Here is a 15071-nt window from a genome sequence, read left to right as displayed (position 1 = left end):
TAGCTTTATTTTATACTCGAAATAATCCATAACCGTTCAAAGGCAAGACAGGCGACCTATCTATCTTGAGTCCCTGTGATTGTCCATGGAAAGCAACATCAACCAGCCACTGTGTAAAGCTGGCAACATCCATTGATTCCAGCTCCTGCAAGGTGAAGAAACCGGCAGCATCAACCTCCACAAAATCCGGGGTAGGCTCTCCGCTCACATATTCCATCTCAAATGCGACGTACAGATTATGTATATTTCTCGGCTGATCACGCAGTGCTACGACGTTTTTTACGATTGCTTGCACGCCGCACTCTTCCATAACCTCTCGCTCAATCGTGTCTTGAATGGCTTCCAGCTGCTCAATATAGCCGCCAGGATTCGTCCATTTACCTTTTCCAGGCTCTTGCGCTCGGCGAACGAGCAAAATTTTCTCATCCTTTACGACCAGTGCTCCGACACCAATGCTATAATTTCCCCAATGAACGAAGCTGCAGCTCGTACAAGCCCGCCTCATCGTACCGTCAACGTCACGGGTTTCGAGCTCATGACCGCATGACATACAAAATTTCGCTTCCATTTGCTTCACCTCTGCATCAAGCTTTTTTTCTCATTCGATTATACGAATTATTTCAGCTTATGCATAGGTTGTACCCATTAAGTACGAACCTTTCATTTGATAAGGAACAGGACGTGCAGGTATAATGCCAATATGAGCAATAGCATAGGAGGACAAAGATCATGCGTTTTGTAAGCAATAATGGCATCACCGACCCAACGCTTAATTTGGCATTAGAGGAATATATATTGCGTTCATTGCCTGACAACGATGACTACTTGCTTTTCTACATAAATGAGCCATCCATTATCATTGGCAAAAACCAAAATACCGTCGAGGAAGTTAATGCAGATTACGTCGAAAGCAGTGGGCTTCACGTCGTCCGCAGACTCTCTGGAGGGGGAGCCGTCTACCACGATCTCGGCAACTTGAATTTCAGCTTCATTATGAAGGATGACGGTAAGTCCTTTCACAATTTCAAGAAGTTCACCGAGCCCGTTGTACGTGCGCTTCAAGAGCTGGGTGTAGACGCCGAAATGACCGGCCGAAATGATCTACAGGTTGGCGAGCGAAAAATATCCGGCAATGCGCAATTTTCGACGAAGGGCAAAATGTTCAGCCATGGAACGCTGCTGTTTAATTCTGAAATCGAAAATGTTGTATCTGCGCTAAAGGCAAATGCTGAGAAATATGTATCGAAATCAACGAAGTCGATCCGCAGCCGCGTGGCGAATATTACAGAGTTTTTGAAGGAGCCTATGACAATAGAGCAGTTTAGGCAAAGACTGCTTCAGTCCATCTTTGAGCAATCTGCTGAAATTCCGTTCTACGAGTTATCTGAACAGGACTGGCAAAATGTACACAAGCTGGCGGAAGAGCGCTACCGCAGCTGGGAATGGAACTATGGCCGTTCTCCATCCTTTAATGTGCAGCAGAAGAAACGAATCGAAGGAGTTGGCACCTTTGATGTTCGCCTTCAGGTTGAAGAAGGATTGATTGTGAACGCCGCTATTTACGGGGACTTTTTTGGCCGTGGCGACAGCAATGAAGTTGCTCAGAAACTGATCGGCATTCGTTATGAAGCTTCCGCTCTAAAGCAGCTTACAGCTGATATTGATCTGCCCTTCTATTTCGGTCCGGTAACGAAAGAACAATGGCTTGAGTTAATTTTGTAAGCAGCATGCAAACAGCCCCTTGCAATATGCGAGGGGCTGTTTACGTAATCATTGAAGGAGAGATTATGTTCACCCTTCATCCCCGCTCTCTTTATCCATTGAAACGTCGATATAACCGATTTACTGCTGCTGACATCTTCTCATTTTCCTTCCCCTTGCGCTCCAGATTTTCCTGATCTGCCCTCTCAAGCGAAAGCAGGATTAATCCATAACCAACGGCTGAAAGCGATGCTGAAACCTTGGCCAGTTCTTCAGACTTAATCTCTTTTTTATCTGCCATCAACTTTTCTCCTTTATATTGAAATTTTCAGGAAACTTTTATGTGACAAGCTGAATCATCATGGTCAAAGGTTTAAAGCAGCTCTTCCTTTTCCTCTTTTGCTTTTATGACGGCAAACAATCCAAATAAATCGCCAATGACTAATATAACTGCAGCCCATATAGCAAGATCATCAGACGATAATTCGGTTATCTCCGGTTTTGTTGTCGTTTTTGGCATTCGGATTAAGCTCCTTGATTTCATGTGATGATAACAGCCTATGCCAAGGAGCTGATTTGGGTTTGGGCGTATGCCGCTGTGTCCAGAAATAAAAAGGACGACAGCAAGAAACCCCAAGCGGTTCGCTCGGGGCTTTCAACCAGTTATTCCATTCTGAACTTAGAGACATGGCTTTGCAAATCACCGGCTGCGGCATGAAGCGTTGTTGCAGATGCTGTTATTTCCTCCATGTACGCTAGCTGCTCTTCGGTTGCTGCAGATACGCTTTGCGTCAATGCTGATGATTCATTAGCCTGCTTCGCGCTGGCTGAAGTGGATGCAGCAATGTTTTGCGAGCCTGAAGATATTTGTATGGATGACGCAGCAATCTCTTGAATTTGGCTTGCTACCTCACTCACTGAACTGCGGATAAGCTGGAATTGGCTGCTTGTCTCGATCAATGAACGCTTTCCCTTTTTCACTTCGTTTTTCCCTTTATCCATCATAGAAACAGCCTGCATTGTATTGTTGCGTACAGTGCCGAGCAGCTTAGACGCTTTTTTTGACGCTTCTTCTGATTGTTTCGCTAAGTTTCTAACCTCTTCCGCTACTACAGCAAACCCTAAGCCATGTTCCCCTGCCCTTGCTGCTTCAATGGTTGCATTTAATGCAAGCAGCCGAGTCTGAGCCGAAATGGATGCAATTAATGCTACGATGTTCTCGATGTGCTGCACGCTTTCCTTCACATTTTCCATCGCATTCGCAGTTTCATCGACGATTTGATCAATGCTGCTCATGTCTTGGGTGGCAAGCTCCATGTAAGAATGTCCGCCATCTACGATAAGAATGGCTTGCTCTGACGTTTCCGAAATCACCGTTACCGCGGATGTTATGCTTCTAATTGCTTCGACAATGTCCGCCATCGCTGTTGAAATTGTTTCTGAGCCTTGCAGCTGCTCCTCTGCTGATGCAGCAACCTGCTGTGTTGATTCAACGATGTAATGCGTAGCTGCTGAAGTTTGTTTGGCGCCTTCACGCATCTCCTCCGAGCTTGCTGCCAGCTGCTTCGCAGCCTGATTGACCTGCTCTATCATCTCCTGCAAACCGCTTCTCATACTATCAAACGAGTCTGCTAATGAACCGATTTCATCTTTATTTCGAATGTGAAGAGGCGTGCTGCGCAAATCACCGCTGGCTACGGCCACAGCTAATCCAGACAAACGTCTAATGGGAATGGAAATATTTCTAGAAAGCAGTGTACCCAGCAGCAGCGTCACCGCAATAAGGAGGATACTTCCGATAAGCATAGAAATATTTGACTGATTAACTTCCCTATCGTTTGCCAATACCTTGTCCGCCATAACGTCCTTTTGTTTTTGAGCGAGTTTAATCGCATTGGTGCGAATTAACTTGGCCAGAGGGAAAACCCGTGTGTTGGCATAAGAAGTGGCTTTTAACTGCTCCACATCGTTAATTTCTGCTATCCGTTCCATGTATTGATTGTTCCAGCCCAGAAGGGCGTCAAGCGCTTTAATATCTTCCTCATTTTGTATCAAAGCTTGTGCTGCCTTTGCTTGTCTAACAATATCCGCACTTACCGCATCCATTTCTTTTAACATGTCTTTATTTTTATTCAATAAGTAATCGCTAAAGCTGCTATTGAGCTGAACGGCATTTCTTTGAATAGACTCCATATTCATAAGGACGGCTACATTATTGTTAATGAGCTCATTATAGGATCTATTAAGGGTATTGAGGTTATAGAAAATGAAGCATAATAGAAGCATAATAAAAACAATTGCAGCAAAAAAACTGCCGTAAATCTTATTGGCTATCGTTAATTTACGTTTGCTCCTAATATTCAATTTCATCTATGCCGTCCTCCTTACGTTTTCTGTGAGGCAATATGTACTTCATGATAAAGCTTTAAATAAAAGGGCTGCCGCTGGCAGCCCTTTTATTTATTGCTATAATTTAATTTTTCTTAAGGAGCTTGCTAATGATAACGGCTGCTTGCGCTCTGTTAGCTATGCCTTTTGGAGCATAGGAGCCGTCCGTCATGCCGTTGATCACGCCTTGTTCTGTCAGAAGGGCAATCGCTTCTTTCGCATACGATGCCATTTTAGCTTGGTCGCTAAATTTACTTAAGGCACCCTCTACGTCACTTGCTGCTGCATCCTTATTGATGAGCTTCAAGGCGTTCGCAGCCATAATAGCCATTTCCTCACGTGTAATCGGTCGGTTAGGATCGAATTTGCCCTCTCCTACACCTTGAGCCAGTCCTGCTTTCACCGCTGCAGCTACTGAAGCGTAGTACCAATCCGACGTTTTCACATCACTGAAGTCTGCCGTGGCAGTCGCATCCGCTAATTGATAAGCGCGAACAAGCATCGTCAAAAACTCAGCTCGCGTTACTTGTTTAAGCGGTGCAAATGATGTGCTGCTAATACCTGTAATAATGCCTTTTCCAGCCAACTCCTTAATTGCGTCTCCAGCCCATGCCTCAACAGCTCCTAAATCTTTAAACTCAGGAACGTCAACTGGCGTTGGCGTCGGTTTAGGAGTCGGTGTTGGCGTTGGTGTTACAACTGGACCTGGCCCGCCGGTGCCTGGGTCCGGTGTCACAACAGGTCCCGTCTCCTCAGCAGATGCCGCAGCGAATATTGCATTGGCTACTACTCTGAATTGCTTTTGCGGATGTGCTCTGTTCAGTAAATCATTCGCAAATAACGTGACATTAATTTTGCCTTTTTTGTAGGTGAAGCCAATTGTTTTACCTTTTACTTTATCATTTCCAGGCCACCAGCCTGCTTTAAAGAAGTCAGCATCTGTACTTGCCGTTGCCAACACCTTCGCATTTGCAGGAGTAGAAGTGATCCATGAACCCGATGCAGTGTAGAAGAATTCTTTTGCATCGTACGCAGCCGTAATCAAATGCGTCTGATCCAGCTCTGTTTTGAACAAGCCTTCATGAGAGCTTCCTGTCGTTGCGAAATCGAATCCTGGCAACAGCGTTGAACCCTTCATCGTGTTCATTGCCGATCTTCCGAATCCAACATAAGGCTTGCCCTCACCGATCAGGTTCGTGCTTGCTTGTCCGCTTGTGTTAATAAGCACATCGCTTGCCGCCATATCCGTTGTCACAGGGAAACCCAAATCTTTTAGTACAAAAGCAGGGACTCCTGTTGCGGATACTGTCGTTAATTTCAGCAGCGGCCCTTCCTTGCTGTTCTTACTGTCAAAAGCGATAACATCGAGCAAATACTTTTTGGAAATAGACTGGAGATCCGCTTTGGAAACGAGGAAATCTCCTAATTCATAACCTGCAGCACCTTTGCTCAGCATCGTTACTGCTTTCTTAGCTGCAAGCAATTCATTTACTGCTTTAATGGCCGCATTGCTTGTATTTCTAATGACATATTGTTCTGCGTCGCCTGGAATGGTCGTCTCTGGGATTACGACTCCAGTAACGCTCGTCGTTTTACCGGAGAAGGCTCCATCCTGACGTACCACATAACGATCAAAACCTCTCATATCAGCAAAGCTTTGAACGATTTCGGCATACATTTCAGAGAAATCCGATACATCAAAGCCATCGTACAAGACGAGGTTAGCGTACCCCCTCTTCGCTTGCTTCATGTTGACAACGTAGGAGCCAATTGGATAAACAACCCCGCCAATCGTCACAGGTGTCGTGGTTTGTTCGACTTTGACGCCATTGCTCAGCAAGTACTGAACCATTTCATACGTTGCTAGGCGGTTTTTTTGCAATTCGCTTGCTACAGGAAGAACATAATAGTCTGGGAAGAAATTAGTTTCTGCACCGCGTGGTCTGCCAATGACTTGATCAGCAGCATTCGTCAAATATTTATCAACGGTACGGCTGTCTGTATTCTCGACTCCGCGTTTATAAACTTCAAGCTGGTTCAAGAACAATTTCTCTTTGTTTTCTACTACATACTTGGTTGCTGCAACGCTCGCATAGAAAAGTGCAGTCGTTGAATCCTCGTTAAGCTCTGGTATTTCCAGCGTGTGACCTAATGCACCATGGTGCATCGCATAAACAGCTGTGTAAGCAGGGGATGCATCGTCCCAGCCTGATTTATTAGGTCCGTTGTTGTTTTGATGAGATTCATACGGAATTTCGTAGCTTGTATATTTGGTATTAGCAATACCTGCTTTACCCATCGCATTCGCTTGCTCGAGCATGCTTCCAATCAATAGATCGTACTCGAAGTTCGGATCATGCGGCGGTGTACACGGCTCGATCAGGAAGCTGCCTACGAAACCGTGCATATCCAAGAAGGAAAGCGGCGACCATTTGGCAATTTCTTTCGTTACGATTTTTGTTTCGGGCTGTGTTTGATAGGAATTATCGCGGTTCAAGTCAAACGAGTTGGCATTTGCCCGCGTATTCAATGAACGTCCATCTGGATTTTCCGTAAAATTCATTAGGAAAATAGCATTTTCAAGCGCATCATTTACGTTTAACGTAACAGGCAGCGGATTAGCAGCATCCTCGTTCGTATTAAACGTAATGTTATCCTTCATCCCCATTTCCCGGAAGAAGTTAAGAATAACATCAACGCCAGGCGCTTCATCCGGATGGATGTTGTTAAGCCATACTGGAACTTTATAGTCGGTGAACGTGCCATTTTTGATTTTATCCTGCAAGCCCTTCGGATCATTCATCATAGCAGGCATCGTTTCATTTAAGTATTTGTCTACAGACGCTTTGTCCTTTGCCAAAATCGTAAAATAAATGTTTCTGCCCTGCACGGATTGGCCAAGAACCTGCGTTTCGACATAGCGATTATTTTTCGCATTAATTTCTGCTGTAATCGCGTCAATCTCTGGTTTAATTTCATCATACGAATGATAGCTGTCATAAACATTAAGCTTAATAGGTGCTGTCGCAATGGTGCGGCCTTTCTGATCTAGAACAGCAAAATCACGAGTACCAAGCATTGCCGGGTATCTGGAACGGTGAGCACCAGACAAGTTTGTTGTGTTGTAAATAAGGTCGAACGTAACTTGCGCTTTAACCGTCGTTCCATCCAGCACTGGCGTCCCTTCCAAATAGATGAATGGGTCTCCCGAATAAGAGTTCGTGCCCCACTTCTTCCATTCGGTTAGAGGTTTCTCGCCATAGCTCCATTTCAGATCTGCAAGCGCTACGCCTGCCGGCAATTCGAATGAAACGTCAATCGTTCTTTTTTCTGTTATGGATGCTTTATCTTTGCTTAGTTGAAGCTCTTGCACTTCAAGAAGAATGCCTGTGAGCACTTTAGTAAATGTCGTTAAATGCTCTTGGATTCTTCCCGGATAAGCAGACTCGATATAATCAAGAGTATCTTTTGCTGTGTGCCATATTTCTCCATCCAGTGTAGTCTGCGTATAACCATCCTTGTCGCCAAGGCTCCAGTTCGTCGCTTCCAAGTAGGCGTAAGGAATGCCTGCTTTCGAGAATGGCGCATGATCACTCCAGTCTCCTGTTGTACCAGCTGGATACTTTGGATTTTCACCTGGATTAGTTATAAGGGAAAGACCAAGACGGTCAGCAATACTAAGGCCTAGGTCACGAACGAAACCTTTTGAACCGCTGCTGCCATAAATGTACATATTATCGCCGACAGCCACACTGTCGAGGTTAATCATTGCAACTGTGTTTTTCTTATCTTGAGCAGTCATTTGAGACACATAATATTGAGAGCCTCTAAGTCCTTGCTCTTCCGCGCCAAACGCAATGAATTTAATCGTATACGGCGTAGCTAGCTCGGACACTGCTTTCGCTGATTCCAGCATAACCGCTACACCTGATGCATTATCATCAGCGCCTTTGCCTGCATTGACAGAGTCATAATGCGCGCCTACGATTATAACCTTTGGCGAGGTTCCTACTTTAGTCGCTACGATGTTATTTGAATTAACCGTTGTCCCACCGCGAGTATAGCTGAACGGCTGTACCGCAGTATTAAAGCCTAATTTTTCAAATTCAGCCTTTACATAATTTCCGGCTTCAACCTCTTTCGCTGTACCCGCAACACGAGCACCGATTGTGGTCGCCATATAATTAAGATAATCATAAGCACTTTTACCAACCGAATCTTCCGGCTCAGCAAGTGCAGAGACGATCAGCGGCTCCGTATCCGAAGTTTCTTCCAGCCCCGTTGTTTCTGGAGCAACTGCAGTCTCCTCAGCAGGAACCGAACCAGTATCGGCACCTTCCCGCGCATATGCAGCACCAGGAGCAATGATAGAGAAAATGAGCATTAAGGAAAGCATGAGTGCGAGAAGCTTTTGAGAGATAATCTTCTTAGACATGTTCTTCCTCCTTTTTTGTCTAGCAATTAATCCAATAAACAGAGTGCAGCCAAACGACAGATTGACAATGCTATACTCATCACTCCCATTCCGCTTTTGCGTTAATCAATTTTGACTTAATCTAGGGTGCGCCTTATGTATATGTGGGTAAAGCGTCAAAATTTGTATACAATATACTTCTATACGTGAGATAGTGTAACATCAACATTCCATATAGACAATGATATTTTCAGATATTCGATCGAAATTCGATAAAAATCAATCTTTTATGTTACTTTAATTAACACAAAACTCGTATAATCGCGACTATTATTCATTCATAGTTTAATAGACGTAAGTTTAGCTTGTGTGAACAATAGCATATAATCATGTCCGCCAGCCTTTGAATCTGTACCTGACATATTAAATCCTCCAAAAGGATGAACGCCTACTAACGCCCCTGTGCATTTACGGTTAATATATAGATTGCCGCAATGCATATCCTGCAGCGCCGCTTGGATTCGATCCTCTTCTGCCGAGAAAAAAGCTCCTGTCAGGCCAAACTCCGTATCATTGTAAATATGAATAGCCTCCTGCCAATCCTTCGCCTTAGCAATCGCTAATACAGGCCCGAAGATCTCTTCTTGCATTAACGAATCTTTTGGAGCAACATCAGCAAATACCGTTGGCTCTATGAAATAGCCGCTCTCTATTCCTTTTCCGCCGCCTGCTATTAATCTACCTTCACTCTTGCCTCTCTCAATGGCATTCAAAATCTTGTCAAAAGAAGCTTTATCAATAACAGGCCCGATTGCCGCATTCTCTTCCGGGGAACCCATAACAAGCTTGCTCGTTCTTTCTTTCACTTTTTCAATTAGCTCATCATACACATCCGCTACAACAATGGCTCTTGAGCCTGCCGAGCATTTCTGTCCTTGAAACCCAAAAGCAGAAGCTACAATAGCATCAGCAGCAGCATCGATATTGGCCGTTTCATCAACGACAATACCGTCTTTCCCGCCCATTTCCGCTACAACTCGCTTCATCCATATTTGTCCCGGCGCTTGTTCAGCAGCCAGCCGATTAATACGCAGCCCTATTTCCTTCGAGCCTGTGAAGCTAATGAATCTGGTCTTTGGATGGCTAGTCAAGTAGTCGCCGATTTCTGCACCGCTTCCCGGTAAATACTGAATAACATCAGCAGGCATCCCCGCCTCCACCATCAGCTCATAGAACTTGTATGCAATAATCGGAGTTGTAGATGCAGGTTTCATAATAATCGTGTTGCCTGCAACGATAGAAGCACTAGCCATCCCAGCGCATATTGCCAGCGGGAAATTCCAAGGCGGAATAACAATCCCGACGCCCAGCGGAATATAAGTCAGTCGATTGTCTTCACCTGCTAGCTTAACCAGTGGTTTAATCTCATTGGTTTCCGCTAATTTCAACATTTCACGTGCATAATAATCCATAAAATCAATCGCTTCTGCCGTATCTGCATCGGCTTCTGCCCAGTTTTTACCCGACTCAATTACGAGCCACGCCGAAAAATAATGCTTCCGCTCCCGCATGAGCGCTGCGGCTTTCATCAAGCAGGTCGCCCGTGTCCATACCGATGTATGTTTCCACGTTTCAAAAGCAGCAAGCGCTGATTTCATCGCCTGTTCAGCTAATTCTTGACTTGCTTTTGCCACTTCACCTACTACTTCATCCGACTTTGCCGGGTTGCGTGATACGATATAATCAGAGGTATGAACGGCATGACCTCCAATATGCAGCGGGTATTGCTTGCCTAATTCCGTTCTCACATGAGCAATTGCTTCCAGAAAGGCAGCACGGTTCTCAGCATTGCCAAAATCAGTCATCGGTTCAGTAACAAATGGCGTTACATTCCATTCTCTCATTGTCATTCCCCTCTACTTCCACATATTTTTCAATACAAACCAAACATTATCAGGTCGTTCTGCCAGTCTTCGCATGAAATAACCAAACCAGTCTTCACCGTAAGGGACATAGATTCTTACTCTATAACCATCACGAACGAGTTCATCCTGCAGCTCCTCGCAAATGCCATAAAGCATTTGGAACTCGAATTGCTCCACTGGAATTCCCTGTTCTTTGATGAACCTTTTTGCGGTATCAATGATGGCCCGATCATGGGTCGCTATCGCCGTGTAGCTGCCGCTCTGCAAATGCATCTTTATTAATCTCTCAAATGATTGATCGACATCCGTTTTCTGCGGATAGGCAACCTCTTCAGCTTCTTTATAGGCTCCCTTCACCAATCTTAGGTTGGCACGATTAAGTCCTAGCTCATGAACATCCTGCTCCGAACGAAACAAATAAGCTTGAATAACGATACCAACATGTTCATATGACTCTCGCAGCCTCTTATATAGATCAAGAGCAGGCTGGCAGTGAGAGTAATCTTCCATATCGATTCGAACAAAAATGTTCATTTTCGCAGCGGCATCCAATATCGTTCTCATATGCTCCTCGCACAGCTTGCTATCCAGCTCCAGTCCTAAGCTTGTAAGCTTTAAGGATAAGTTCGCATTTGCATTAGAAGCAGCAATTGCTTTAAGCGTGCGCAAGCACATATTTGCGGAATGAGCAGCTTCTTCCTTGCCTCGAATAAATTCACCTAAATGATCTAAAGTTGCCATTTTTCCTTGTTTATTAAGCTTCTTGACCGCTTCAATGGCGCTGCTTATCTCAACCCCAGCTACAAATCGGCTAGCTCCCAGCTTGAGGCCATATTTACGCGCCAAACTCCCAATCCGACTGCTTTTGCCGAGAGTCAGAAAAAAGCTCCTCATCATTTTTTCCATAGCGAACCCTCGTCCCCTAACCGCCTAGATTCTATATGATTCGTTTGCCAAGCAGAGAGGTCGCCATCTCAACTGCAAGCCGAGAAGTACGCATGCCTACATCCAGCAGAGGATTTACTTCCACAATATCCATAGAGGTTACGCGGCCTGTTTCAGCTAGCAGCTCCAGCGCTAGATGCGCTTCGCGATAGCTTATTCCGCCTGGAACCGGCGTCCCTACACCAATAGCTTCCGCCGGGTCCATACAATCCATATCAAAGCTTACATGCACACCATCCGTACCGCTGCTCACAATCTCAATCGCCTTCTCCATAACTGCCTTCATGCCCATTCGGTCAATGTCATGCATTGTGAAGCAAGCGATTCCTTCTGATCGAATAAGCTCCTTCTCGTAATGATCTAAATCACGCGCTCCGATAATCACTACATTTTCTTTCTTAATGAGCGGTCCAGCTCCCGGTATATCGGAAAGCTTAAATTTCCCTAGACCCATCGCTACCGCAAGCGGCATACCGTGCATATTTCCGGAAGGAGTGGTCTCCTCCGTATTCAAGTCGCCATGCGCATCAAACCAGATAATGCCCAAATTATTGTAATGACCAGTCAAACCAGCTAGCGAGCCAATCGCAACACTGTGGTCCCCGCCTAATACGAGAGGAAAAGAGTCCGCAAGCACTGCGCGATAGACCTGTTCCCCTACTAGCCCGCTCATCTCTTTCACTTCGGGAAAATATTTCATCTTGGGCTGCTTCGGATCAAGCACGCCATGCCTCGGGCAGCTGACCTCGTAGTTGCCAACTAAATCAAATCCCATACTTCTGATTTGACGCGCTAGCCCTGATTGAATAATGCTTTCCGGTCCAAGCTCCGATCCTGCGCGGCTTCCGCCCATCCAGAACGGAACGCTTATGAGTCTCACTTTTTTGCTCGCCATAAAATCCGTCCTCCCCGTCTTGTTAAGATTCGCTTCCCCAATGCTTCCCAAAGTGAACATCCCCTTCCTTAAGCTGTCTCCGTCCGCAAATTCATCCCTTATTCGGATTGAAGCACAAGCGCAATCCTTTCTAACGCCCAATCGATCTCTTCTTTCGTTATAATGAGCGGCGGCGCGAACCGAATGGTCGTGTCATGTGTTTCTTTGCACAATAGCCCTTTCGCCATCAGACATTCACAGTATGGCCTCGCTGCTGTATCAAGCTCCAATCCGATAAACAAGCCCTTACCGCGAATTTCCACAATATGCGGTGAACTAATTTCAGCTAATTGTTCTCGAAAATATTTCCCCAGTTCATCCGAACGCTCTGCCAGCTTCTCCTCCTCGATGACATCAATCGCTGCTGCAGAGACGGCACAAGCCAGCGGGTTGCCGCCAAACGTAGATCCATGCGAACCAGGCTCAAAAACATTTAAAATCGTATCGTTTGCGGCGATTGCCGAAATGGGCATCACCCCGCCGCCCAGCGCTTTGCCCATAATATAAACATCTGGCGTTACATTTTCCCAATCGCATGCAAAGCGTCTGCCTGTACGTCCAAAACCGGTTTGAATTTCATCGGCCACGAACAGCACATCATTTTGTTTGCACAATTCATAAGCTCCTGACAAATATCCTTCCGGCGGAATAATGATGCCCGCCTCCCCTTGAATCGGCTCAACGAGAAAAGCAGCTGTATTTGGTGTAATCGCCTGTTCAAGAGCAGCCAAATCGCCATAAGGAACTAGCTTGAAGCCTGGCGTAAATGGCCCAAAATCCTTTTTGTATTCCTCCGTTGATGAGAAGGAAGTGACCGTTATTGTCCGACCATGAAAATTGCCTATACAAACGATAATTTCCGCTTGGTCGTGCTCCACGCCTTTCTCACGATATGCCCAGCGACGAACCGCCTTAATGGCGGTTTCCACTGCTTCTGCTCCCGTGTTCATTGCCAAAATTTTATTTTTACCCGTGTAATTAACTAGTTTTTCATAAAACTCGCCCAGCTTATCATTGTGAAAAGCTCGTGAAGTGAGCGTTACTTTATCCGCTTGATCTTTAAGTGCATGAATAATCTTTGGATGCCTATGACCATGATTAAGAGCGCTGTACGCACTGAGCATATCCATATACCGATTGCCTTCAGGGTCGTTCACCCAGACACCTTCAGCCTCCGAAATGACGATAGGCAGCGGATGGTAATTGTGTGCGCCGTATCGATCCGACTGCTCCATGACAACCGCTGTAGATTTGGTAGATGTCATATCGATGAAATCACTCCCCGCAAATTTGTATACAATATTCAATTACTGTTATAAAAAAACCTGGATTGATTATTAACCACCAGGAATTTACAAACTAAACGACCTTGCTGCTATAAAACCTTTGCCAAAAAATCTTGCGTTCGCGGGTGCTGAGGATTTTGGAATACCTTCAGCGGCACTCCCTCTTCAACAATGCAGCCGCCATCCATAAACAGCAGCCTATCGCCAACCTCGCGGGCAAAACCCATTTCATGCGTTACAATAACCATCGTCATTCCGTTTTGAGCAAGCTTCCGCATGACTTCAAGCACCTCACCAACCATCTCAGGATCGAGTGCTGACGTTGGTTCATCAAACAGCATCACGCTAGGCTGCATGGCAAGCGCTCTCGCTATCGCAACACGCTGTTTCTGTCCGCCTGAGAGACGATCTGGATAGGCATCTTTCTTGTCTTCGAGCCCCACTAAGCGCAGCAGTTCCACAGCTTCTACATTCGCCTGCTCTTTGCTCAGCTTCTTCAGCTTACGCGGAGCAAGGGTCAAATTTTCCAAGACGGTCATATGCGGAAATAAATTAAAATGCTGAAACACCATGCCCATTTCTTGACGAATGCGATTTAACTCCGACTGTTTATTCGTAATCTCACGATCATTCAGCTGAATATGACCTGCCGACGGCTCCTCCAATCGATTCAAACAACGAAGAAAGGTGCTTTTCCCCGATCCGCTTGGTCCAATAACAACGACGACCTCACCTTTGCGAATTACCGTGTCTATCCCCTTCAATATTTCGTTTTTTCCATAAGATTTGCGCAGCCCTTTTACGACTATCATCAGCTTCTCAACTTCCTCTCTAGCACAGCAAGCAGCCTGGATAATGTAAATGTCATGATAAAATATAAAGCGCAGGCAATTAATAACGGCTCCATCGGCGAGAAGGTGACGCTCTGAACCGTCCGAGCATTGTACATCAGCTCCGCAATGCCTATGACGGATATAAGCGAGGAATCTTTTATAATAATAATGAATTCATTGCCGATTGCCGGCAGCATGTTGCGGAAAGCTTGCGGCAGCACGATGTACCGAAGCGCCATACCTCTGCTCAGACCCAATGATCGAGCCGCCTCCGTCTGACCCCTGTCGATTGCTTCGATTCCCGCTCGAAATACCTCTGCCATATAGGCAGAACTATTAATTGTGAGCGCTACCACTCCTGAAATGAAAGGCGGAAGATTTATACCAAATCCAGTCAGTCCATAATGAATAATGAAGATTTGCACGAGCATTGGGGTGCCTCGTATAATCTCGATATAAGTAGAGGCCAAAAACTTAACCGGCCAGAAGCGCGAGATTCGCATTAATGCAAAGAGTACCCCGAGCACTGTGCCGAGCGCCACGCCGAAGAAAGACAACTCCAGCGTGACCAAGGCTCCTCTCAAAAAAATCGGCCAATACTCAGCCATGAAACCGAAGTTTAAATCCATATCCAACTACTCCGTC

At 45.5% G+C, this 15071-nt stretch carries 12 protein-coding genes; 1 reads left to right on the top strand and 11 read right to left on the bottom strand.

The features are described from left to right. Positions 1-10: 10 nt before the first annotated feature. Entirely contained in the window at positions 11-568 is a 558-nt protein-coding gene (locus ACIFSR_RS24335) for an NUDIX hydrolase (RefSeq protein ID WP_339205192.1), read from the bottom strand. Positions 569-729: 161 nt separating this feature from the next. On the opposite strand from ACIFSR_RS24335, the gene ACIFSR_RS24330 reads away from it, so the two are divergent. Next, positions 730-1722 carry a lipoate--protein ligase gene (locus tag ACIFSR_RS24330; RefSeq protein WP_076270374.1) on the top strand — a complete coding sequence of 331 codons (993 nt, stop codon included), beginning with the start codon at positions 730-732 and terminating at the stop codon, positions 1720-1722. A 91-nt stretch (positions 1723-1813) separates the two neighbouring features. On the opposite strand, the gene ACIFSR_RS24325 is transcribed toward ACIFSR_RS24330, so the two are convergent. From ACIFSR_RS24325 to ACIFSR_RS24280, 10 genes are all read right to left on the bottom strand, one after another. Continuing rightward, positions 1814-2002 carry a hypothetical protein gene (locus tag ACIFSR_RS24325; protein WP_430060615.1) on the bottom strand — a complete coding sequence of 63 codons (189 nt, stop codon included), beginning with the start codon at positions 2000-2002 and terminating at the stop codon, positions 1814-1816. A gap of 72 nt (positions 2003-2074) precedes the next feature. Beyond that, positions 2075-2221, bottom strand: a complete 147-nt coding sequence (locus ACIFSR_RS24320) for a hypothetical protein (RefSeq protein ID WP_179089894.1) — start codon at positions 2219-2221, stop codon at positions 2075-2077. A 143-nt stretch (positions 2222-2364) separates the two neighbouring features. After that, entirely contained in the window at positions 2365-4071 is a 1707-nt protein-coding gene (locus ACIFSR_RS24315; protein WP_430060612.1) for a methyl-accepting chemotaxis protein, read from the bottom strand. A 103-nt stretch (positions 4072-4174) separates the two neighbouring features. After that, positions 4175-8524, bottom strand: coding sequence for a M20/M25/M40 family metallo-hydrolase (locus ACIFSR_RS24310; RefSeq protein ID WP_430060609.1), 4350 nt, complete (start codon positions 8522-8524; stop codon positions 4175-4177). A gap of 317 nt (positions 8525-8841) precedes the next feature. Continuing rightward, positions 8842-10407: an L-glutamate gamma-semialdehyde dehydrogenase gene (gene pruA / locus ACIFSR_RS24305; RefSeq protein ID WP_430060606.1), complete on the bottom strand. Its 1566-nt coding sequence runs from the start codon at positions 10405-10407 to the stop codon at positions 8842-8844. A 12-nt stretch (positions 10408-10419) separates the two neighbouring features. Continuing rightward, complete coding sequence (locus ACIFSR_RS24300) at positions 10420-11334, bottom strand: proline dehydrogenase family protein (RefSeq protein ID WP_430060603.1); 915 nt, start codon at positions 11332-11334, stop codon at positions 10420-10422. Positions 11335-11365: 31 nt separating this feature from the next. After that, complete coding sequence (gene rocF / locus ACIFSR_RS24295) at positions 11366-12268, bottom strand: arginase (protein WP_076270426.1); 903 nt, start codon at positions 12266-12268, stop codon at positions 11366-11368. A gap of 98 nt (positions 12269-12366) precedes the next feature. Next, positions 12367-13572: an ornithine--oxo-acid transaminase gene (locus ACIFSR_RS24290; RefSeq protein ID WP_430060600.1), complete on the bottom strand. Its 1206-nt coding sequence runs from the start codon at positions 13570-13572 to the stop codon at positions 12367-12369. Positions 13573-13682: 110 nt separating this feature from the next. Next, entirely contained in the window at positions 13683-14405 is a 723-nt protein-coding gene (locus ACIFSR_RS24285; protein ID WP_430060597.1) for an amino acid ABC transporter ATP-binding protein, read from the bottom strand. After that, positions 14405-15055 (bottom strand): amino acid ABC transporter permease, encoded by a 651-nt coding sequence (locus tag ACIFSR_RS24280; RefSeq protein ID WP_339209768.1) that lies wholly within the window; start codon positions 15053-15055, stop codon positions 14405-14407. Before ACIFSR_RS24280 ends, ACIFSR_RS24285 begins: the two co-directional genes overlap by 1 nt. Positions 15056-15071 lie beyond the last annotated feature (16 nt).

This window comes from Paenibacillus sp. NRS-1760 (assembly GCF_050467785.1).
Taxonomy (GTDB): domain Bacteria; phylum Bacillota; class Bacilli; order Paenibacillales; family Paenibacillaceae; genus Pristimantibacillus.
This window is presented reverse-complemented; position numbering and strand designations above follow the sequence as displayed.